18 protein-coding genes and 1 tRNA gene are annotated in these 21,429 nt (G+C 43.0%); 9 read left to right on the forward strand and 10 right to left on the reverse strand.

Annotation, left to right across the window (positions count from 1 at the left end):
• Positions 1-552: 552 nt before the first annotated feature.
• Entirely contained in the window at positions 553-2,154 is a 1,602-nt protein-coding gene (locus B5D77_RS22090; protein ID WP_008198795.1) for a 2-isopropylmalate synthase, read from the reverse strand.
• A gap of 176 nt (positions 2,155-2,330) precedes the next feature.
• Here B5D77_RS22090 and B5D77_RS22095 point away from each other — a divergent pair, with 176 nt between their 5' ends.
• Positions 2,331-2,666 carry a hypothetical protein gene (locus B5D77_RS22095; protein WP_002783895.1) on the forward strand — a complete coding sequence of 112 codons (336 nt, stop codon included), beginning with the start codon at positions 2,331-2,333 and terminating at the stop codon, positions 2,664-2,666.
• A gap of 377 nt (positions 2,667-3,043) precedes the next feature.
• The gene (locus B5D77_RS22105) at positions 3,044-4,591 is read left to right on the forward strand and encodes an FAD-dependent oxidoreductase (protein WP_106909658.1); all 1,548 of its coding nucleotides are present in this window, start codon (positions 3,044-3,046) and stop codon (positions 4,589-4,591) included.
• 184 nt (positions 4,592-4,775) lie between these two features.
• Here the strand turns inward: B5D77_RS22105 and B5D77_RS27500 are convergent, their stop codons facing one another.
• From B5D77_RS27500 to B5D77_RS22120, 3 genes are all read right to left on the reverse strand, one after another.
• Positions 4,776-5,156 (reverse strand): hypothetical protein, encoded by a 381-nt coding sequence (locus tag B5D77_RS27500; protein WP_159036986.1) that lies wholly within the window; start codon positions 5,154-5,156, stop codon positions 4,776-4,778.
• Positions 5,107-6,615 (reverse strand): helicase C-terminal domain-containing protein, encoded by a 1,509-nt coding sequence (locus B5D77_RS22115; protein ID WP_008198803.1) that lies wholly within the window; start codon positions 6,613-6,615, stop codon positions 5,107-5,109. The genes B5D77_RS27500 and B5D77_RS22115 overlap by 50 nt, the downstream gene beginning before the upstream one ends.
• A gap of 193 nt (positions 6,616-6,808) precedes the next feature.
• A complete protein-coding gene (locus B5D77_RS22120; protein WP_008198804.1) occupies positions 6,809-7,828 on the reverse strand; it encodes a PEP-CTERM sorting domain-containing protein in 1,020 nt (339 codons plus the stop codon).
• A gap of 1,107 nt (positions 7,829-8,935) precedes the next feature.
• On the opposite strand from B5D77_RS22120, the gene psb28 reads away from it, so the two are divergent.
• Together psb28 and B5D77_RS27810 are read left to right on the forward strand one after the other, a co-directional pair.
• A complete protein-coding gene (gene psb28, locus B5D77_RS22125; protein WP_008198805.1) occupies positions 8,936-9,274 on the forward strand; it encodes a photosystem II reaction center protein Psb28 in 339 nt (112 codons plus the stop codon).
• 92 nt (positions 9,275-9,366) lie between these two features.
• A complete protein-coding gene (locus tag B5D77_RS27810) occupies positions 9,367-9,489 on the forward strand; it encodes a hypothetical protein (protein ID WP_008198807.1) in 123 nt (40 codons plus the stop codon).
• Here B5D77_RS27810 and B5D77_RS22130 read toward each other — a convergent pair.
• The 6 genes from B5D77_RS22130 to B5D77_RS22155 form a co-directional block, all read right to left on the reverse strand.
• Positions 9,482-10,000: an FKBP-type peptidyl-prolyl cis-trans isomerase gene (locus tag B5D77_RS22130; RefSeq protein WP_008198809.1), complete on the reverse strand. Its 519-nt coding sequence runs from the start codon at positions 9,998-10,000 to the stop codon at positions 9,482-9,484. The genes B5D77_RS27810 and B5D77_RS22130 overlap by 8 nt on opposite strands.
• Positions 10,001-10,006: 6 nt before the next feature.
• Positions 10,007-10,330 (reverse strand): phasin family protein, encoded by a 324-nt coding sequence (locus B5D77_RS22135; RefSeq protein WP_002758682.1) that lies wholly within the window; start codon positions 10,328-10,330, stop codon positions 10,007-10,009.
• Positions 10,331-10,344: 14 nt separating this feature from the next.
• On the reverse strand, positions 10,345-12,168 hold the full coding sequence (locus tag B5D77_RS22140; protein ID WP_106909659.1) for a phosphodiester glycosidase family protein: 1,824 nt from the start codon (positions 12,166-12,168) through the stop codon (positions 10,345-10,347).
• A gap of 62 nt (positions 12,169-12,230) precedes the next feature.
• Positions 12,231-12,782 carry a PIN domain-containing protein gene (locus tag B5D77_RS22145; protein ID WP_002796199.1) on the reverse strand — a complete coding sequence of 184 codons (552 nt, stop codon included), beginning with the start codon at positions 12,780-12,782 and terminating at the stop codon, positions 12,231-12,233.
• Between the two features lie 17 nt (positions 12,783-12,799).
• Positions 12,800-13,234 carry a PIN domain-containing protein gene (locus B5D77_RS22150; RefSeq protein WP_002773869.1) on the reverse strand — a complete coding sequence of 145 codons (435 nt, stop codon included), beginning with the start codon at positions 13,232-13,234 and terminating at the stop codon, positions 12,800-12,802.
• Positions 13,219-14,766 (reverse strand): bifunctional pantoate--beta-alanine ligase/(d)CMP kinase, encoded by a 1,548-nt coding sequence (locus B5D77_RS22155; protein ID WP_106910048.1) that lies wholly within the window; start codon positions 14,764-14,766, stop codon positions 13,219-13,221. Before B5D77_RS22155 ends, B5D77_RS22150 begins: the two co-directional genes overlap by 16 nt.
• A gap of 677 nt (positions 14,767-15,443) precedes the next feature.
• Between B5D77_RS22155 and B5D77_RS22160 the strand changes: the two genes are divergently transcribed.
• From B5D77_RS22160 to B5D77_RS22190, 5 genes are all read left to right on the forward strand, one after another.
• On the forward strand, positions 15,444-15,749 hold the full coding sequence (locus B5D77_RS22160) for a CU044_2847 family protein (protein ID WP_002762380.1): 306 nt from the start codon (positions 15,444-15,446) through the stop codon (positions 15,747-15,749).
• A 9-nt stretch (positions 15,750-15,758) separates the two neighbouring features.
• On the forward strand, positions 15,759-17,054 hold the full coding sequence (locus B5D77_RS22165; protein WP_106909660.1) for a serine protease: 1,296 nt from the start codon (positions 15,759-15,761) through the stop codon (positions 17,052-17,054).
• Positions 17,055-17,401: 347 nt separating this feature from the next.
• The gene (locus B5D77_RS22170) at positions 17,402-19,987 is read left to right on the forward strand and encodes an ATP-binding protein (protein ID WP_106909661.1); all 2,586 of its coding nucleotides are present in this window, start codon (positions 17,402-17,404) and stop codon (positions 19,985-19,987) included.
• 454 nt (positions 19,988-20,441) lie between these two features.
• Complete coding sequence (locus B5D77_RS22185) at positions 20,442-21,179, forward strand: HAD family phosphatase (protein ID WP_106909663.1); 738 nt, start codon at positions 20,442-20,444, stop codon at positions 21,177-21,179.
• An 85-nt stretch (positions 21,180-21,264) separates the two neighbouring features.
• Positions 21,265-21,335 (forward strand) — tRNA-Gly (locus B5D77_RS22190).
• Positions 21,336-21,429: the final 94 nt, after the last annotated feature.

Genomic DNA, 21,429 nt, shown 5'->3' on the forward strand with positions numbered 1-21,429 from the left:
CAACAAATGGGAGAAGATCTTTGCTTAAATTCTCTTGTGTCGATGCGATTTTAGCGACACGGAATGCTGTTTTAGCTCGGTCAACTCATAATCTGGCTCCTGCAAAAATTGGGTAAATGGCTGGAAGACCGAAATCCGATCGCCGGTTTGTCTGCGGTGTTGACCAGATAGCTAACAATCAAAGGAATTATCGGGCGGGTTAACTGTTCCCACTGGCAAGGGGAAAATAATCCCTATTTCCCTTGGCTAATTCCTTTAGTCCTTAGCTATTGTATTTAATTTGATCGGATTCTTACGGATAAATTTCATCCCTCATTGCTTTTACGGGAATCTTATTTTGGTACATTCGCACCACGATCATTAGAGCGCAAGCTCATACTATTAACTTAGCAACATTTTAGAAATTTGCGAGACAAATTTAAGATTTTCTCCAACAGCGACGTGGGGTGTGGGGTGTGGGGAGATGGGGAAGTGGGGTGTGGGGTGTGGGGAAGTGGGGTGATGGGGGAATTTCAACTAAAACCCTAATACCCCAACACCCTAAAACCCTATCTAGACTTGTAGCATTTCTGAGGTTTTTTCCTTCTGCTGCAGTGCGACGTGGAGACGGTTTAAGGCACTGACGTAGGCGCGAGCGGAGGCGACAATAATATCGGTATCGGCCGCGCGAGCAGAATAGGTGCGTCCTTCGTAACGGAGACGGATAGTCACTTCTCCTAAAGCATCGATTCCCTCGGTAACTTCTCGCACCGAGAAAGAGATTAATTCGTTCGGAATCTGCACCACTCGATCGATCGCTTTGCAGAGAGCATCCACTGGGCCTGTACCAATGGCCGCATCGGATAACTCGCTACCGTCGGGAGTGCGAATCGTTACCGTGGCCGTGGGTCTGGCACTATTGCCACAGGACACTTGTACTAACTCAAGGCGGAAGTGATCGGGAACCGTATCGATTTCATCGTTAACAATCGCTTCTAGATCGCGATCGGTGATTTCCTTTTTGCGATCGGCCATTTCCTTAAACTGGATAAAAGCGTTATTAAGTTCCGTTTCCGAAAGCTCAAAACCCAATTCCTGTAAACGAGAGCGAAAAGCGTTGCGTCCAGAGAGTTTACCGAGAACGATCTGATTATGGGTCAAACCGATCGATTCTGCATCCATAATCTCATAGGTGAGTTTATGTTTTAACACCCCGTCCTGATGGATTCCCGACTCGTGTGCGAAAGCGTTAGCACCGACGATCGCCTTATTCGGTTGCACGATCATGCCGGTAAGATTAGAAACTAGGCGAGAAGTGCGATAGATTTCCTTGGTGTTGATCTTGGTTAAAGGTTCCGTGGACTCTGCTGGACGACCGAGGAAAGGATTAAAATAGGAGCGCCGGACATGAAGGGCCATCACCAACTCTTCTAGGGAAGCATTACCGGCACGCTCACCGATACCGTTAATGGTACATTCCAACTGTCGAGCGCCATTTTTAACTGCTTCGAGGAAATTAGCCACCGCTAACCCTAGATCATCGTGACCATGCACGGAGATAATCGCTTGGTCGATATTGGGGACATTTTCCTTAATACCCCGGATTAAAGCCCCAAACTCGCTGGGGGTGGTGTAACCGACGGTATCGGGAATATTAACGGTGGTGGCTCCTGCGGCGATCGCTCTTTCGAGGACTTGGTAGAGGAATTCCGGATCGCTGCGGCCGGCATCTTCGGGGGAAAATTCCACATCATTAAGGAAGGATTTGGCATAGGCCACCATTTCCGGCACAATCTCAAGAACTTCCTGACGAGTCTTCTTAAGTTTGTATTGGAGGTGGATATCAGATGTGGCTAGGAAGGTGTGAATTCTGGGCTTGGCGGCGGGTCTGAGCGCATCGGCTGCTGATTTAATATCTTTTTGGGTAGCCCGGGCTAATCCGCAAATAATCGGGCTATCAGCTTCGCTGCCGACGCTGGCGGCAATTTTCTGTACAGCTTCAAAGTCCCCCGGACTAGCGTGGGGAAAACCTGCTTCAATGACATCAACTCCCAGTCGTGCCAGTGCGCGGGCTATGGTTAGCTTCTCATCCACATTTAAAGCGGCACCCGGGGACTGTTCCCCATCTCGAAGGGTGGTATCGAAGATAATCACACGGTCTGGACTGGTATTCATAGTTTTTTTGTACCGTTAACGAACTTGGGAGTTGTTCCTCTGATTATAGCAGCCGAGGCCGAGGGGGTTGTTAAGGAAAATTGCCCTGAGAATTTCTCGACTTGCTCGCGCTTTTCCAGCTTGCCCTCTTTTTGGCTACCATAGAGGATATAGATAAATTGGCGAGGGAGTTAACAATGTTTGGCAAACCAGCGAAAGAACCGAACCCACCGGAGGTAAAAGACTTACAGGAGGTGATGTTTTCAATTAAGCAAAATCTCGAACCAGATCAGGATAAAACTGATATTAATCTTGTTGAGACTCCCCCGCCAGAGGTGGTTACTGTAGTTGAAAATATTAGTAAAATTCTCTCTCCCTATTTTATAGTTTTGGTGGGTTTATTTCTCTATGATCGGAATAGTTTTATCGGTTTTTTGTTAGTTTTTACGGGAGTTCTAGCGATTTTTGGGGTTTCTCTCAAGGATATTAATAAACTTATTGAAGAAGGGAAAAAGTTTTTCCAATCTAAGTAGTTTTATTCTCTAGATATAGCAATTATCTTAATGGTGAGGTAGCAAGTCTCCACTGTTAGGAAACGGCTAGAAGGGAGTTTTTTTCAGTGATCAGTAAACAGTGATCAGTAAACAGTGAACTGATAACTGATAACTGATAACTGATAACTGATAACTGATAACTGATAACTGATAACTGATAACTGATAACTGATAACTGATAACTGATAACTGATAACTGATAACTGATAACTGATAACTGATAACTGATAACTGATAACTGATAACTGATAACTGATAACTGATAACTGATAACTGATAACTGATAACTGATAACTGATAACTGATAACTGATAACTGATAACTGATAACTGATAACTGATAACTGATATAAGATTATGTCTTTAGTTGCATCTTTACTCGATCGAGTATCTCCTCAGAGTTTACAACAATTGCGGGCCAGCGATCGAGCTTGGCAAGCTTTGCGTTTAGAAAATCCAGTTATTCCCACGGTAATTAATCAAAGTCAAGAATCTTTAGGAGAGACGGATTTTGATCTAGTTATTGCCGGGGGAACTTTGGGAATTTTCATCGGGGCTGCTTTGCAAACTAGGGGCTGGCGTGTGGCATTATTAGAAAGAGGTATTCTGCGCGGTCGTGAGCAGGAGTGGAATATTTCACGTTTAGAATTAAGCAGTTTTTTAGAGTTAGATTTATTGACCGAAGCTGAATTAAATCAATCGATAGCGACGGAATATAATCCTGGGAGGGTGGGATTTTATCAAGGTTATGAACTTTGGGTCAGAGATATTTTAAATATTGGTGTTGATCCGGTTTATTTGCTAGAGACTTTAAAAACTAAGTTTTTGCAAGCGGGAGGAAAGTTATTAGAAAATTCGGGGTTTAGTGGGGCGATTATTCATCCCGATGGCGTAATGGTTAAAACGGGAGAAATGACTTTAAAAACCCGTTTATTAATCGATGCCATGGGTCATTTTTCGCCAATTGCAAAACAGGCAAGAAAAGGAGAAAAACCCGATGGAGTTTGTTTAGTGGTGGGTAGTTGCGGTCAGGGTTTTCCCAGTAATGAAACTGGTGATTTGATTTATTCTTTTACCCCAATCTTGCACCAATGTCAATACTTTTGGGAAGCATTTCCCGCTAGGGATGGTCGGACAACTTATTTATTTACCTATCTCGATACCCATCCCGATCGCTTTAGTTTAGAATTTTTGATGGAGGAGTATTTAAGATTACTGCCGGAGTATCAAAAGGTGGATTTAGAAGCGGTCAAATTTCAGCGTTTTCTAGCGGGTTTTTTCCCGGCCTATCGTCAAAGTCCTCTAAAAATGCCCTGGTCAAGAATTCTGGCAGTGGGAGATAGTAGTGGTAGTCAATCTCCAGTAAGTTTTGGCGGTTTTGGGGCAATGGTCAGACATTTAAAAAGGCTAACTTTCGCCATCGAGGAAGCTTTACAAATCGATGCTTTAAACCGAGAAGATTTAGCCCTTTTACAACCTTATCAACCGAATATATCGGTAACATGGCTATTTCAAAAAACCATGAGTGTCCCGATGTCTGCTAACCCTAATCCCAATCAAATTAATGACTTAATGAGTGGAGTTTTTCGGGTAATGGATAAGTTGGGAGATGAGGTCTTAAAACCGTTTTTACAGGATGTGGTGCAGTTTTCTTCCCTCTCAAAAACTTTGCCTTTGGTTAATCCTCAATTAGTTTTACCGATGATTCCGCAAGTGGGTATCAGTCCTTTTATCGATTGGACGGGACATTATTTTAATTTAGGTTTGTATAGTGGTTTATATCCCTTAGCAACCACCTTAAAACCTATTTTAGAAAAGTTACCCGACAGGCAAAAATATCTTTATCATCGTTATTTAGATAGTTGGAAATATGGCTCTGGGGGAGATTTTATCAGTAATCAGTGATCAGTGATCAGTAAACAGTGAACAGTGAACTGATTACTGATAGGGTAGATCTCTTATTGGTGACATTCTCTCACATATTGGTGAGCAGCAGAAGTTATACTAAATCCCTTGAGTATAGGCTACATATCAGGACAGGCACTCATGCAAGAGGCAAGAGGCAAAAGCGGGGATAAATAATTAGTCTTTAATAACAGGATTTAGTATGATAACTGATAACTGATAACTGATAACTGATAACTGATAACTGATAACTGATAACTGATAACTGATAACTGATAACTGATAACTGATAACTGATAACTGATAACTGATAACTGATAACTGATAACTGATAACTGATAACTGATAACTGATAACTGATAACTGATAACTGATAACTGATAACTGATAACTGATAACTGATAACTGATAACTGATAACTGATAACTGATAACTGATAACTGATAACTGATAACTGATAACTGATAACTGATAACTGATAACTGATAACTGATAACTGATAACTGATAACTGATTTAATCTTTATCTTGAAAAAATTGTTGATCGAGATAATTAACTTTAGCATAGGGTTCTAAAGCAGAGAGAATTTGTCGGCCATAACTGCGGGCATTGACACGATTATCGAGGACAGCCACACAACCTTGACACTCCCGGAGAGACTGAACAGATTGCTGAATTTCCCTTACTGCTGTGGGTAAAAGATAGGCACGAAACCAGTCGAGATGTTGTCGTTTATAGTAAGCAATTTTGCCAGCAACAAGAGGATTTTCGGGGGAGGGTAAGGGTAAAGTAGCGATAATTAATAAACTGGGAGTCGGAAATTTTTCTTGATGGGTTTGCCAGAATTGCCAACCACACACCAGAATAGTATTACTATTAATCCCAGTTTTTTCCACTTGCACTCGCGAACCGTAATCGGCTGCGATTTGGGTGGCAATTTGTGCCTTGAGGGGAACATCTTCAATCAGGATTACTATCGGTTGTTCACTGGTATGATTAGCACTAACTAATTCCCGCACTTGCTTTAATAACATCGGTTGAAATTCGGGCGTATTGGGGGCGCTGATGCGATCGGGTAGATATAAATGAATATATTCACTTTCGCGATCGGCTGCAAACTTTAAAGTTAAAATTTCTCCGATACCCTGATTTTGACGGTATAAATTAGCGGATTTTTCGCTATCTAAAAAACTGCCGATTAAAACAAAGGGTTGCTGCTGCCAAATCGGTTTGAAAAAACTAGCCACCTCCAAAGGACTGATTTTTAGGGTAAATTCTTCTCGATCTCGATCTACTGATGTCCAGAGGAGATAATTATGCTCGGGGATTTTGGCCGCTAAAAGTTGCCAAACAGAATCAGTGGTTAAGTCTTGATCCAAGCGTTGCAGGAGAGCAATTATATATTCTTTTTCTTTGGCATCAATAAGATAGCAATTATAGGGATTTATTGGATGACCAAGAATACTTTGGCTAAGTTGTGCTTTAATTAAGTCTATAAACTCTCTATGCTGGGGATATGCTGACCCTAAAGCGAACCATTGTTCGGGAGTAATGGTGACGGTGAGATAATCTACTAGACAAGTTTCTAAATCTTCGGCTCGATCGATTATCGTGGGGATATTCTGGGGAAAATGACCGAGATTGCCCAATTTATCCTCTAACCATTGTTGGGGTGTGGTGAGGAGTAAACCGGTAAAATTAGCGGGAAAGCGATCGCTTTTGAGGATATCTCGTTGAGTTTGTAACCATGCTTGCAGATGGGGGATTTCCACTTCTAAAAGTAGGTTTACTTCCGACTCTGGAGCAACAATCAGAACGGGTGTATTACCTAAAAGAGCCGGGGTGAGATAACTGAGACAATAACGGGACAGAGTCGTTCCAGTTTGCATGAGAGAGGAACGTTTTAAGCGTAAAGCTCTAGCCACCAGTCGCCCCATAGTGAGATGATGAGACCAGTAAAAGCGCCCTTGTTCCCGTAAAAAAGCGCGTAGGGAAGAATGAACCGCCGCTTCTAATAAAACCATCTCATCTCAGTTATTGGTTATCAGTGATCGATCATAGCCTTGATTTTGCCACTGATTGCACTGGGAGAGTCCTGAAGGGGTGATTGAGACCATTTTTCAAGAGTAATGGCAGAGATGGTTAATTGCCCTCATCCCCAGGGGTGAGGGTGCAAGAGTGCCTCATCTCCACAAACAATTTAAATTCGCGGGCAGCTTAGGATTTTTTACCAAGGAGAGATAGTAAAATACCGATGGCACCGATACCGAAAATACCCAGTTTCATCGATGGTTCGGGGATGGGAGTGGTAGTGATCTTAAATCCACTGGTGATAAACATTCCGAAAACGTTATCATCATCACTGGGATTCCGTGTTGCTAAACTGAGGAAAGTATCTCCTGGCAAGATGAAAGGAGTAGTATTGGCACTGTTACCAAGAGCAAGGTTATAGTATTCGTCGTCTGGATTAGTGCCACTAGGTCGAGCGGTTGGATCTACGTTAGCAGGATTATCACCTATCCCCCCAACAGTGATCAAGTTTCCATTGTCTGAGTTTTCCCCGCTCGTGCGGTCATCTGCCCCCCCTGCGCTCCTAGTTAAACGTCGATTATTAGTTGAATTAGTAGTTACGTCAACCACAGTGACTTGATGCTGACCCATGACTGGCTGTTTGCTAAAACTAGAAGCGAGTGAAACCAGAAAAACTCCTCCAATGTAAGGATTAGCAAAATTAAACCGAATTGTATCTCCCCCGGTGGAAAGTTCTCCGTCTAGGATAACCGAGGTAAAGCCTTGGGTAGAAGAATTGCTATAGGCAACGACAAGAGCTGCACCATCGTTTTGTCCATTCTCAGTGATACTAAAGTCTTGTAATCCTTCCTTAAAAGAAGAAGCGATGATACTGGTGACATCCCAACGGGCGGTGGTGGCTGGGTTGCTATTCGGACCAAGAATAGTTGCTGAACTCAAGGGAAGTGTATTCCCATTAAAAGTTACTCCGTAAACTGGGTTATCCCAGACGGAGGCGGCATAAAGATAAGCTTTCTGAATTGTAGAATTTGCTGGTATATCGGCTTGGATAATTCCAGTATTAGTTGTACTTCCAAAACCGTCAATAGAAAGGGCAGCGTTGGAAATGACTTCTCGTACCAGCAAACTAGCGGAAGCGGGGGCAATGTTTAGGCAAAGTCCAACAGTAATCCCCAGGGGTAGCAATGAATAAGCAAGTTTTTTCATGATAGGCAGTTGGCAATTTTTTTCAAGTTATAGTTGGTATGTCCATTAATAGTCTGTTTAAGTCACAGTGCTTTATTACAGCCGAAATACCTAATTAAATAGCAAGGATCAGAAGGCCGTAAATTGCATTTCCTACTAATACTATTTTTCAAAAGTAATGGCAGAGATGGTTGGTTATACTCACCCCAAAAATTTCGCCCAGAACTTGGTTTTTGGCGGTTTTTGAAACAGAATGAGAGTTTCTAGCTTAAGATTTTGTTCACTTAGGATAGACATAGCGTGCTAACACATCTTAAAAAAATTGGACATAAAAGATCACCTTTGCCATTAGCTTCGACAAATCTCAACACAGTCTCGATGAGAGGCGGTAAGCAATGGCAACAATGTAATTTACTTCGATTATGATGGTATAGCCTTTATATAAATATTTGTGTGATTTCAAGCAGTCAAGGAAGTATTTAAAGACACAAGTAAGCTAAGGCACAGGTAAGTAGTCGTGCAAAATTAATTTCTTAGTCGAGATAGGAGACAGGAGACAGGAGATGGGAGACAGCCATCAGGGATCAGATTTGAGTTTTCAGTTCATTGTTTACTGGTCACTGAAAAAGCGTTCGGCTGACGGCTTAGATGTGTAATTAATTTTGCTTAGGTACTTAACACCAAATCTGTTTTTAATAATATGATTAACTCCCAATCGAACTTTAAAAACCCGCTCCCTGCTCCGGCGCTCCCCACTCTCCTATACCTTTTCCACAGGATTTAGTATCATTAGTCAGCGCAACCAAAAGTTTTAATTGCGAAGGGACAGAACCCTGACAGGGGCTGTATTATAGAGGGCATGGAAATTAACGACCCACTAGAACGCCAGAACTATTCGCTCAAATTAGTTCTCCCAGAGAACCAACTTGAGCCACATTGCACACTTTTGTCTTTTTGTCAAATTTTATGTTAAGAAAGATGTCACCAATGGATAGGCCTGCCACGAATAGGGCTAAATGGTATTGGTATTGATATTTTGAGCTTATGCTGTCCCATCTGCTTTTTACTTGCGACTTGGTGTGAGATGATCTAGAAATGTCTATTTTATGAGAAGGATAAAGAAAAGTAATGGCAGAAATTCAGTTTTCCAGGGGACTAAAAGAACCGGTTGTTCCCAATATCCGCTTAAGTCGCACTAAAACGGGAGAGAAGGGATCGGCAGAATTTTATTTTGAGCAACCGACTATCCTGGGAGATCAACAAACCGAGGAAATAACGGGGATGTATCTTATCGATGAGGAAGGAGAAATCGTCACCACGAAAGTAGAAGGCAAATTCATCAACGGTAAACCCATGGCGATCAAAGCTACGGTTATTTTTAATTCTCCCGCAGAGTGGGATCGTTTTATGCGTTTCATGGAACGTTACGGTAGCGAAAACGGTCTCGAATTTACTAAATCTTCCTGATACCATTTTTCTAAAGTAATGGCAGAGATGGTTAATTTCCCTCAACCCTTGCCCCCCACCCCCCCGACATCGGGGGGCAAGAAAGGAGTAGAATGTCTGCCACGAATAAAGAAAAATGGTATGATTTGGCCTTTATCTTCCAGCAATACGTCAAAAAACCCGCATTCAGAAGAGATGCGGGTAGAGGTGAAAAATCAGAGGAAAAACCTATTTAACTCCCAACAGTTCCACATCGAAAAGTAAAGTCGCGTTGGGAGGAATTACCCCACCGGCACCCCGCGCACCATAACCCAATTCTGGGGGGATAATTAAGGTACGCTGCCCACCGACTTTCATCGATGCGACTCCCTCATCCCATCCTTTGATCACTTGACCCACTCCAATGGTAAAGGTAAAAGGTTGATTGCGATCCTTGGAACTATCGAATTTTTTGCCGTCTGTCAGGGTTCCCGTGTAGTGAACAGTCACTTTTTGACCTTTTTGGGGACTTTCTCCAGTTCCTTCCACGATATCGATGTATTTTAGTCCCGAATCGGTGGTAACTGCTTGATCTAAATCCATGGAGATGATTTCCTTATTAATAGTTTGAGTGATAGCGGGTGGATCGATTTCTGCGGCGATCGCATTGGCTTTTTCCCCTCCACCAAAGAGTGAAGCAACGATTAAAAATAAGCCACAAACCGCAATGATAGCAAAACTGAGCAAGATTTCGCGCATTGATTTCATAGTTCCCTAACGCCAGAGTTTATTCTCTAAGTCTCTCACCTGCCGTTCTAATCTATCAATCCTTCCCCGCAGTTCGTCCATTTCCGATTGTCGGGGAACCCCTAAATCCTGCAAGATATTGCGGATATAGCGTTCTAAGTTATTCTCGAAGCTCCCTTGTTCAGACTTCATCTGTGTCATCAGATCATCGACAAAGTTTTTAGCCTGATCGGAATTGATTTTACCGTCTTTTACTAATTCATCGCTCACTTCTTTGATCTTTTCTGCCACCATGGAAGTAGTACCAATACCCATCAGCAGCAGTTGTTTAATCCAGTCGCTATTATCCATTGTTTTCACACTTTTCAAGGAGACGGGGATAAAAATATCCCTATTCCATTATGGACTTTTGCGGCGGTAACGGCAGAGCGATCGAGCAGATAACCCGCCAAGGCTATCCCAGTCGAACTACCCCCATCTAGGTTTAAACCGTCCTTTGCCGCCATTAACAGCAAAATTCGGGCTAATTCGCCTAAAGTTGCCCCCCTTCCCCCGACACGATTATGGATAGCAACTAGCAAAATTTTTCCTTCTCGGCTAACTGCGATCGCACTGCGGGAAGCTTGTTGATTTTGGAATGCCGGACTAAATTTTTCGGCATTTCCATCTAAAACTATGCGTCCATTCTGCAATAATAGGGGGCCAGCACCTAAAATCTGGGGATAATCAGCAAAATCTCTCGGTAGGGTGACGCTATCGAGGTTGACTGTCTCACCAATCTTTAAATTAATATCTGTCTTTCGGCAGATGACTAAATAGCCATTTTCCGGTATGTCTATACTATCCTGTGGCAAAAGATTATTTAATTTCTCCGTTATGCGATCGCCTTGCACGACTAACCCGGTTTCCCGCTCGGTGAGGGGATGATAATTACTTCCCCAATCGCGAGTATAACGACTGCAGCCGGCTGCTACAAAGGCACTATTTAAATGGGTTAGGGGAAAACGTTGTCCGGTGGCAGTAATGAGAGTTTCCTCTAAACTAAGGCGATCGATCCTGATTTTACCACGATTATCCCATGCGATCGCTCCTCGGTTTAAAATTGGTCCAGATAACCATTTGCCATCCACACGAATTGCTCCCAAAGGTAACTGATTATTACGATTAAAAAAGCCGCCATTAATCATCGCTACCGCATTACTTTCGCTATTAATCGTGATCAGGGGATTAGTGCCGCGCATTGAGGTGGAATTAGCGGTAATTGGTTTAATAGTTATCTGAGGATTTCTGGGATCGATTTCTAACCAAGTCACGGGAAACCAATCTTTGTCTAACTGGATATATTTTTGATTCCAGATTAACCCTGGTTGCCAAACAATGCGCTTTTCATCCATAGCATCGGGACGAGAATCAATGATAATTCGGGGAGGATTATCCACACTGCTGATCTGTAATCCGTAGGCAGTGGGAAGGTTAATTTTTAAACGACTGATCACCCCATTATTTTCTAAGGAAGTGATCTGAGTGGGTAAGTTATTATTGGAGTTGCCTAGATCATCTTCATCGTTATTTTGATTACTGTTGCTGATAGTTTGGGGTTGAAACTTAGAGATAAGCGATTGCTGGGCATTTCCTTCTAGGGTAATCACTGCTTGATTTTTTGCCTGACTAACTTGCCAAAAGGTCGGGCGATCGAGTTGAATAATAATCCGTTGTACTGCTCCATAATTTTCTAGCTGAATATCTTGCATCTGGGCAGCAGGAAAGTTAATAGTTAAACTATCGCCATTAATTGTGGTTGTTGCCCCCATTGTTAGTAAAATATCCGTAACGTCCAGCCAGCGATCAGAGTCGATTAAATTAGCCGATAAAGTTTGTAAATTAAACCAGTTTATCGGTTGCTTTTTTGGATCATTTGTGCTAAGAAAATCCATGCCAAATAATTGTCTTGCTCCCGTGTCACCCATGGCGATTCTGGTACTATTTGCTGCTGTCCACTGTCGCCAAGAAACGGGCAAAGAACGACCATTAAGAATAATTTTTTTTCCCTGTTGCTGGGTTGATAAATCCCTAGAAGCTAAAGTTATTGGTGATCTGTGATCGGCTAAAGATATAGCTGGACTGCCAAGAATTATCAAGGAAATTACCGTTAAACAGATAGATTTGATAGTAAGGGAATTTATAAGCATAAGTTTTTGTGATGATTATCACCTAGAATTTACATTAGGGAACCCAAACAAACTTGATAAAATTATATAAGTAACAAAGCCGTATCAGTATCACAAAAATTAATAGCATTTCCTTGATTATTAGTAATTAATGTATTGAGTTTCAGCAAATCTTCATCTACTGAAATAAATACTTCTGCGTTAAAGTGAATAGCCGTCGCTACATGGAGCGCATCAGCAGCTCTAATACCTCTCATTTGTAGTTCCAAACAATTTAATTGTAATTCTACGATTGTAGAAGTAAGATCGAGAGCAGTGATTCCGAAAAACCTCACTACATTAAAAGTTTGCACTACAATTGAACGAGCAGCTAAAACCCTAAAGTTACTAGCATTTTCCATCCCTATAGTCACAGAAGTAAATTGCTTAAATAGTGCTTCTTCGACTTCATAGTAGGTCAGACTGGATGTTGCTGCTAAGTGTGAAGAAGCGATTTTTTTAAGTACACTTTCGGCATCTTGAGATAGTTGAGCAGGAGTGCGACCACGGCGATTTGTAGGACGTAAATTTATTCCTCCCAAGATCAAGGGACTCAGGTAATCAATAAAAACACCTGTATCTAAATAGATTTTCAATTTTGTCAACCTTTACACTAAACTTTACTTTCAAGTTGAGCTAATAATTCTTCAGGTGTTACTACCATCGGTTTAGAGTTATATAGATAACTAGAGGCTTTTTTAAGTTTTTGATCATAGGTAACTAAATAATCACAATTAGCGGCACTACTTAAAATTAAAACATCATTCGAGTGTACCAAAATATTGCGAATATCTCTAGCATTTTGCCAATATTGATCAAGTTTTACTAAATCAAAATCCAAGATAGTCACCTTTTCTTGAATCCGATCGACTATTTCAGGATGATTACGAACTTCTGCCAAAAATAATAACTCTTGTAAAACGATCGCATTAATAGCAAGACAAACGCGATCGAGTATTTCTCGATCAAATAAATGCACACTGGCAAGATCTCCTCGTAGATAAGAAATCAAAACATCAGTATCTAAAAAAACTAGAGGCTTCTCCATTGATTTTCTTCTCCTTGATGATAAAGAGCAATGATTTTTTCCGTGACTTCTGTAATAGTGAGATGATCGGTATTAACTTCGATCGCATCTGCGGCTTTTCGCAGGGGTGCTAGGGAGCGATTACTATCCAAATAATCCCTTTTTTCAATCTCTTGGGTTAATTCTGCGAGACTAATCCCACCATTTCCCTGCGCTTCTAAGTCTTTTAATCTCCTTCTGGCTCTTTCTTCGGGTGTCGCTGTCAAGAAAATCTTTAATTCCGCTTCTGGGAAAACATTAGTACCAATATCCCGACCTTCCACAACTATTCCCCCCGACATTCCCATCTGTCTTTGCAGGGTGACTAACTGCTGTCTCACCGCTTTTTGAGCGGCAATTCTGGACACTTGCGAGGTAATTGCGGGAGAGCGAATCTCTAAAGTCACATCCTGCCCGTTAATCTTCACTATAGTCACATTTTCGGGATTATCGGCGGGGATTATTTCTATCTTCGCTAAAGATAATAACTCGGCGATGGCCGCTTCTGCGGACAAATCCAGACCGGAATTCACCACCAACCATGTCACCGCGCGATACATCGCACCGGTATCGAGATAGGTTAACCCCAATTTTTCGGCTACTAAGCGCGTTACCGTCGATTTTCCTGCTCCAGCAGGTCCATCAATAGCGATAACTGCCCGACGTTGACGCAAGATAATATTATCAATTAAACGGGTTTGACCGATCAATCCAGCGATCGCTAACAAGCCCTCTGTCTCGATCTGCTCGATCGGTTGTAAACTCTGGGGATGGACTAAATCCAGATACTGAGGGCGAAATTCTGGCACTCTGTCGAGATTTTTTTGCACAATAGCCAGTAGTTTTTCCCTTTGTCTTTCCCCTAAACGAAAACTTTCGAGGGCTAATTGCAAACTTTGGGCGATAATTGTCGCTTTTTCCCTTTCTGTGGCCGATAGATACTGATTGCGAGAACTAACTGCTAATCCCGATGTTTCTCGCACTGTAGCACAAGCGCGAATCTCGATCGCTAAATTTAAATCCCTGACTAATTGCCGGATAATCGCTAACTGTTGGGCATCCTTTTCGCCAAAATAGGCGATCGTCGGTGCAATAATATTAAACAACCGCGTGACAATTGTGGCTACTCCCTGAAAATGTCCTGGACGAAAAGCACCACATAACCCGCTAGTCAGAGAAATCGGGGGAACAACTGCGGTTATCTCCTCAGAATTACCAATTCCTAAAGTTTCCGCACTGGGAGCAAAAATAGCAGCAACTCCCAAAGATTCACACAATTGGCGATCGCTGTCAAGGCTGCGGGGATAGCGAGAAAAATCCTCTGTGGGGCCAAATTGTAGAGGATTAACAAAAATACTGACCACAGTTACCTCCGCTTCCGTCACTGCGCGTCGAATTAGACTAGCATGACCTTTATGGAGAGCGCCCATGGTTGGCACGAGGGCAATACTGTGATCATGGCGATAATCAGCCAAAAAAGTGCGTAAACCGGGGATTGTTGTGAATATTTGCACAGGGTTCACTCCTTTAATAGCCTATTCCACTACTATTCGCCAGGGGATGCTGCCCGATGATCAATTCGGCTGCTTCCGGGGAATCGGCTTTAAATAATAACATCCCATCGCCTCTTTCTGTCCAATAACTCGTTTTTGTCTCCTGTCGGCTCTCTTGAGTTTGGTGGGTAAAATGTATTTTATAAGATATATTCCCGCCAGCGAGCGACTGGAACGAACCACAAAGACACAAAGGACACAAAGATTGATCGGTTCTATATAAGTAGGTGGGTGGAATTAAATATAAAATGAACGTAGGTTGGGTTGAAGCATGAAACCCAACGCCCGCATGGGTTACGCTACCGCTAACCCATCCTACAAATAATTGTGCCTACCTACTTAAGTTAAACTGATCACACAAAGAATAAGAGAGGCTCCTGTGCTGTCTCGGTTGACCGCTGCATATATGCTTGTTTAACAAACTGGGGCATAATTTTTTTCAGGACAATGACTGGTGAGCAGCCCGACAATTATATAGATTAATGGCAAAAAAGACTTGACAAAATCCCTCGATTTGACCTATACTTTCTAGTATAATGGGAATCCGTGCCGAAATATATATAAGCCTTTTTACTTCCGCTATAAGTTTGTCCGAGAACCAATCGAGAAAACCATAAACGGGTCATTGGAGGAGCCTTATGCCAGAATCTAGATCTGAGATTATTTCAGTTAAAGTTAAAGAAAATGTCACCATGTTAGTGGAAGCGAGAAGTTTCGGTGGTGAACGGGAAGTATCCGATCAAATATTTGACTTTCAAAGTGTGGCTGATACAATTGAGGCAGTTACTGAATCGATCGCTGCTACGATAAGTAAAGTGCAGCCCAAAAAGGCTACCGTAGAATTTGGGGTAGAAGTCAGGGTAAAATCCGGTAAACTAACCGCTTTAATTGTGGAAGGTGAAGGAAAGGGAAATTTAAAAATTACTCTGGAATGGGGAGGATAAATTGATTAAATGCTTACCCCGGAATCTCTACCTCCGTACACTGTCAGGTTAAAGTTAATCTATGGGTCAGGAACAGGCTTTTTTGTGGGACAAGGGTTAATTTTGACCTGTCTTCATGTGGTAAAAGATGCGCGGGATAATCGCGAGACTATCGAGATAATTTGGCAAGGTCAAATTTCTATGGCTAAAATTATCAACTTACCGAATCTAGATGGGATCGATCTGGCTCTTTTACAATTAAACTCGTCTTTAGATCACAAATATGTCGATTTTGATCACGATTTACAATTAACAGATAAATTATACACTTTCGGCTATACCAACGAGTATCCGAACGGTGATCCTAGTGACTTTGAGTATATAGGTTTAACGGGGGATGAAAACCCCTTAATCAAGTTTAAATTAGGGCAAGTACAACCCGGTTTTAGTGGTTCACCTCTGTTAAATTTACGCACGGGGAAAGTGTGCGGAGTGGTGAATAAAACCAGAGATGAGTACAGTGATTTAGGAGGAAGAGCGATTCCAGTTCAGACTATTTTTAAATATTTTCCGCAATTACAACCCCAAAAAAATGCCCATAATCCTTTTAAACCCACTTCCGGAGGTATTGAAGAAATTCAGCAGATTTTTGGCCGGGAACAAGAAATTAAAGATATTTTTGAGGTTTTAAATTCCGGCAGTAGTGCTGCTATTATCGGGGAAAGGGGAACGGGAAAAACCACCCTGCTTTGGGGAATTTACCATCAAGCAAGGGAGTATTTACTTAGTCATCGACAACCCTTGTATCTAAACTTAGAAGGATTAGCAGGAGATAAGGATTTTTATTATGAATTATGTAATCAGATTGGTATAGCTGCGAATTACGATAAACCGCTCAAAGGAACTAGATTAACTAGGGAATTAGAAAAATATAAAATCCTGTTATTATTGGATGTGGTAGATAATATGACTCAAAAATATTTCAGCTATCAGCTTAGAAGTCAATTAAGAGAGTTGGCTAATCGTCCCGATCCACCTTTAAGATTAGTAGTAGCGGCTAATCGTTCCCTTGATGTTTTATTTCCTGATAATAAAGGAGGTGATTCACCTTTCGAGGGAATTTGTCAACAATTTCCGATTAAATTATGGGATGAAGCTAAAATTAAAGAGTTTATTAGTCATCGTCTAAGTCAAACTGGAGTGACTTTTACTGAGGAGGAAATAAGTTCTCTTGTTAGGCAAAGTCAAGGAAAGCCGCGAGAGGTGATGCAAAATTGTTTTAAACTTTATCAAACCAAAGTCAATAACTCAGCATCCCGAACTTAGGTTATAACTAAACAATAAGTTGATTTAATTTTGGGTTTGATCCTACCTTGATAAGGGGGGTTTGATCCCCCCTACCCCCCTTGATAAGGGGGGTTTGATCCTACCTTGATAAGGGGGGTTTGATCCCCCCTGCCCCCCTTGATAAGGGGGGGTTGATCCCCCCTGCCCCCCTTGATAAGGGGGGTTTGATCCTACCTTGATAAGGGGGGTTTGATCCCCCCTGCCCCCCTTGATAAGGGGGTTTTGATCCCCCCTGCCCCCCTTGATAAGGGGGGTTTGATCCTACCTTGAGTAACACCTAACTACTTAATAAACCATCACCGGGTAAATAGCTAGAGATAAAAATTATGAAGGAAAGCACCGTCCCCAGAATTAATCTCGCTCCTAAACTCAAACGCGATTTATCTTTATGGAATCCCTTTGATTATCTTTTGCTGTTGTACTGGGTGTTTTATTTTCCCCAAGCAGTGCGCTGGTATGTGGAAACGAGAGGCGGCGGCGATAAATTAACAGAACAGAAAACATGGCGCGATAGAATGCAATTTCTCCGCGACCATCCCGTACAATTGCGTCTAGGGATTCAGGGTCTTCTCTTAACTGTAATTACCCCTCTGATTATCTTTAGCATAGCGGCAAATTTAGGACTTTCTGTTGATTGGGTGGGCGTGGTGTTGGGCGTGGTGTCGGGCGTGGGGTCCGGCGTGGTGTCGGGCGTGGTGTTCGGCGTGGGGTCCGGCGTGGTGTTGGGCGTGGTGTTCGGCGTGGTGTGGGGCGTGGTGTCCGGCGTGGTGTGGGGCGTGGTGTTGGGCGTGGTGTACGGCGTGGTGTCCGGCGTGCTGTTGGGCGTGTGGTTGGGCGTGGTGTACGGCGTGGTGTCCGGCGTGCTGTTGGGCGTGTGGTTGGGCGTGGTGTACGGCGTGGTGTCCGGCGTGGTGTACGGCGTGCGGTTCGGCGTGGGGTCCGTCGTGGGGTTCGGCGTGGGGTGTATATTCGCCTTTTTCCGTCCTGATAATTGGCTAATCGGGCTTTTTGCTGGCCCTCAAGGGCGACTTTTTCCCCGTATTACCTTTCTACCGCTGCCGGGGTTAACCTCGACTCTACAACAATGGTTACAGCAAGACTGGGAAACGGCTATTAATAACCTCAATCAATACCTTCGGTACAGCTGCCAGTTTATTCCTGTCCTTGTCGCCGTTAACCGCGTTTTACCGCAATTCCCAGAGGCAGAAATTATCTATCGCATCTCCCGTCTGGCAGAAAATACCTCCGATTGGCAATTGTTAAAATATGCGTCCGCGAAACCGTTTTCTTTTCCTCGCAGCAAAATCCGTCTAGATACCCCTGCTCGTGCCGCCGCCGCCGGTTTTTGGTATCTTCGCCAACAGGACACCGAAAAAGCCGAAAAAGCCTTTGCTGTGGTACGTTCCCTCACCTACGGGGAAGAAATGTATAGCCTAGCCCAAACTTTACACCGATTTAGTCTGGCAGCAACTCCCGATAGTATCGCTTCCCTGAAGGTTGCCCCCATTGCCCCAGAACCGTCATTACGTCCGCAAACTTGGCAAGCTATCAGCAGTTTAAATCTAGTTATCACAGAAATGGCTTTAGTCCAGAGAAGTTACTCCCAACAGGTCAGATCCCTCGCTCTTAATCGGATTATCGGGGAATTAATCGATATAGCCGACCAACAGGCGGCTACTTTACCCCAAGCAGAAAAAGAATTAATCCTTTCTATCGCCGAAAAATGGGCAGAAATTAGCGCATCCATCGCGGGAACGGTGGGAACGGTAACTATTACCCAACCGATTCCTAATCCCTACATTATCGGTGATCCGGTGATCGGTCAACGCTTTGTTGGTCGTGAGGATATCCTGCGGGAACTTCAGTCAATGTGGTCCGGAGATAACCTATCCTCCGTGGTTCTCTATGGTCATCGTCGCATGGGTAAAACTTCGATTCTACGCAATCTGGAGGCATATCTTCCACCAGATGTCTCCGTTATCTACATTAATTTACAGCGCTTGGCCACAGTAACCAGCCTAGCCGAAGTTCTCCTGACTATGGCTGAGGAAATCGCCCAAACTTTGGCAATTGATGCCCCAGAAGAGGAAAAAATCTCCCAACATCCAGAAATGTATTTTAATCGTTATTTAGACCGTCTGATGCGCCAGATTCTGCCGGAAAAAGCTAAAACCGGTTTAATTATTGCCCTCGATGAGTTCGAGATAATTGAGGATTTAATCGAAGCGAATACCCTCCCCCGGAATTTCCTCGGCTATCTGCGTTCCCTTGTCCAGAGTAGTCCGCGTCTAGCTTTTGTTTTTGCCGGATTACATACCCTAGAGGAGATGACTGCCGATTATTTTCATCCTTTTTTTGGCAGTATTTACCCGATTCCAGTTAGTTTCCTCTCTCCTGAGTCCACTCGCGTTATCCTCGCTAATCCCGTTGGGGAAGACGAGGATTTTCCCCTAGACTATACCCCATCCGCTTTGGACAAAATTTATCAACTTACCCACGGTCAACCCTATTTAGTACAACTGATCGGCTTTCATCTGGTACGTTTTTATAATAAACAGGTCTTTGAGTTGCAACGTCCCCAAGATATTCGTTTTCAGGTGGAAGATGTGGAAAAAGCCATCGATGCTGAGTTTTTCCAAAGGGGGAATTATTATTTTACGGGTGTCTGGAAACAGGCTAAACAAGATGCGGCCGGACAACAGGAGATTTTAATAGTTCTTTCTCCCCATCTGCAAGGATTAACCCGGGGAGATTTACTGTCCAGCACCGGACTAACTGCCACAACTCTCGACTGGGCCCTAAAAACCCTTGAAAATCATCATGTCATCGAATGCCAAGACTCCCGTTATCGGATTGCTGTGGAATTATTCCGTTGTTGGGTATCGGAAACGAAACAAGAAACAATGACCTAAATTCTTTTGTTATATTTTTGGCTAATATCTCAACCCAGAATGGGGCTTGCTTAATAAATGTGAAATGTAGGCAAGGTAAGGGTTTTGGGGGCTTGTCTTGCGAAACAGGTGCAAGGAGAGAATCGTGCTTCAAAACCTTGCGTCTTCATCGGCCCGCGTCCTGTAGGGGCGAAGCATTCGGGCAATAACCTATCACTGAAACCGTAGATTTTCTATCCGAATGCTTCGCCCGTACCTTTTCAGCAAACCCAAAATAAGGGGGTTACAGGGCAGCACGGATTCCCACTATAACAAAATAATAGAGCAAATCTGGAAATTTGTCAAGGCCTTGGCAATTTTCCGGTTAAAATTGTTTGTTGAGATGGGGTCAGGGACAAGACCCCCCCAGCCTCGACGAAAAACTTTAGTATAATCAAGAACACTGAGTATTTATTAGCTTTTCTGTCTAAGATTGATGTTAAAGGCTGTTCTGTTCGATTTTAATGGGGTGATCATCAATGATGAACCGATCCATCAAGAGTTAATCAATGAAATCTTGCTCGGGGAAAATTTGCTGCCCCTAGGGTCGGAATTTGCGGAGTTATGTCTGGGAAGAAGCGATCGCGTCTGTTTGCGTAATGTTCTCACCCGTCGCGGTCGTCAAGTGACCGAGGAGTATCTGACTAAGTTAATTAACAAAAAAACCAGTTTATACCGAGAAAGATTAGGAAAATTAGAGAAACTTCCTATTTATGAAGAGATATACTCTTTTTTAAAACGGGTTAAGGCCAGGGATCTACAAATCGGTTTGGTGACGGGAGCAATACGCTCGGAAGTAGAATCGATCTTGCAACAGACGGGCCTTGGGGATTATTTTAGTGTCATTGTCACCGGGGATGAGATCAGCACCAGTAAACCCCAACCGGATGGTTATTTACTGGCCGTAGAAAGATTCAATCGTTGGAATTTTAATCTGCAATTGCAACCCTGGGAATGTCTGGTGATTGAAGATACTTTTGCCGGTTGCGAAGCGGCAAAAAGAGCGGGAATGCAGGTGGTGGGAATCGCTCATACCTATCCCTTCCATTTTATGCAGAGAGTGTCCAACTGGGCGATCGATAATTTCTCCCAACTAGACCTCGATCGCGTGGAAGAAACTTTTAGCCAAATCGGGGATAAAAAGGAGCGATCGGGATTTTTAGGCGATCTATGACCATCTAGGGGCGATTCACAAGCTGAAAGACCCTACTTGTAAAAATCGGCAATTCGTGTTATGCTAACGAAAGTGCTAAGAAAATGCGGGTGTAGTTTAGTGGTAAAACCCTAGCCTTCCAAGCTAATGATAGGGGTTCGATTCCCCTCACCCGCTTAAGTTGTTGTGCAGTCACACATTATCTGTCGTCTGATGGATAAGGGTTTTCGGCTATTGTAGTAGATATGTATGGGAGAAGTTCAGTGAGTAA

It is taken from the genome of Microcystis sp. MC19 (assembly GCF_003019735.1).
In the GTDB taxonomy this organism is placed as follows: domain Bacteria; phylum Cyanobacteriota; class Cyanobacteriia; order Cyanobacteriales; family Microcystaceae; genus Microcystis.

Bases quoted from the DNA above. Each gene is read 5' to 3' on its own strand.
- B5D77_RS22090 (WP_008198795.1), bottom strand. From the start codon at position 2,154: ATGAATACCAGTCCAGACCGTGTGATTATCTTCGATACCACCCTTCGA.
- B5D77_RS22095 (WP_002783895.1), top strand. From the start codon at position 2,331: ATGTTTGGCAAACCAGCGAAAGAACCGAACCCACCGGAGGTAAAAGAC.
- B5D77_RS22105 (WP_106909658.1), top strand. From the start codon at position 3,044: ATGTCTTTAGTTGCATCTTTACTCGATCGAGTATCTCCTCAGAGTTTA.
- B5D77_RS27500 (WP_159036986.1), bottom strand. From the start codon at position 5,156: ATGCTAAAGTTAATTATCTCGATCAACAATTTTTTCAAGATAAAGATT.
- B5D77_RS22115 (WP_008198803.1), bottom strand. From the start codon at position 6,615: ATGGTTTTATTAGAAGCGGCGGTTCATTCTTCCCTACGCGCTTTTTTA.
- B5D77_RS22120 (WP_008198804.1), bottom strand. From the start codon at position 7,828: ATGAAAAAACTTGCTTATTCATTGCTACCCCTGGGGATTACTGTTGGA.
- psb28 (WP_008198805.1), top strand. From the start codon at position 8,936: ATGGCAGAAATTCAGTTTTCCAGGGGACTAAAAGAACCGGTTGTTCCC.
- B5D77_RS27810 (WP_008198807.1), top strand. From the start codon at position 9,367: ATGTCTGCCACGAATAAAGAAAAATGGTATGATTTGGCCTTTATCTTC.
- B5D77_RS22130 (WP_008198809.1), bottom strand. From the start codon at position 10,000: ATGAAATCAATGCGCGAAATCTTGCTCAGTTTTGCTATCATTGCGGTT.
- B5D77_RS22135 (WP_002758682.1), bottom strand. From the start codon at position 10,330: ATGGATAATAGCGACTGGATTAAACAACTGCTGCTGATGGGTATTGGT.
- B5D77_RS22140 (WP_106909659.1), bottom strand. From the start codon at position 12,168: ATGCTTATAAATTCCCTTACTATCAAATCTATCTGTTTAACGGTAATT.
- B5D77_RS22150 (WP_002773869.1), bottom strand. From the start codon at position 13,234: ATGGAGAAGCCTCTAGTTTTTTTAGATACTGATGTTTTGATTTCTTAT.
- B5D77_RS22160 (WP_002762380.1), top strand. From the start codon at position 15,444: ATGCCAGAATCTAGATCTGAGATTATTTCAGTTAAAGTTAAAGAAAAT.
- B5D77_RS22165 (WP_106909660.1), top strand. From the start codon at position 15,759: ATGCTTACCCCGGAATCTCTACCTCCGTACACTGTCAGGTTAAAGTTA.
- B5D77_RS22170 (WP_106909661.1), top strand. From the start codon at position 17,402: ATGAAGGAAAGCACCGTCCCCAGAATTAATCTCGCTCCTAAACTCAAA.
- B5D77_RS22185 (WP_106909663.1), top strand. From the start codon at position 20,442: ATGTTAAAGGCTGTTCTGTTCGATTTTAATGGGGTGATCATCAATGAT.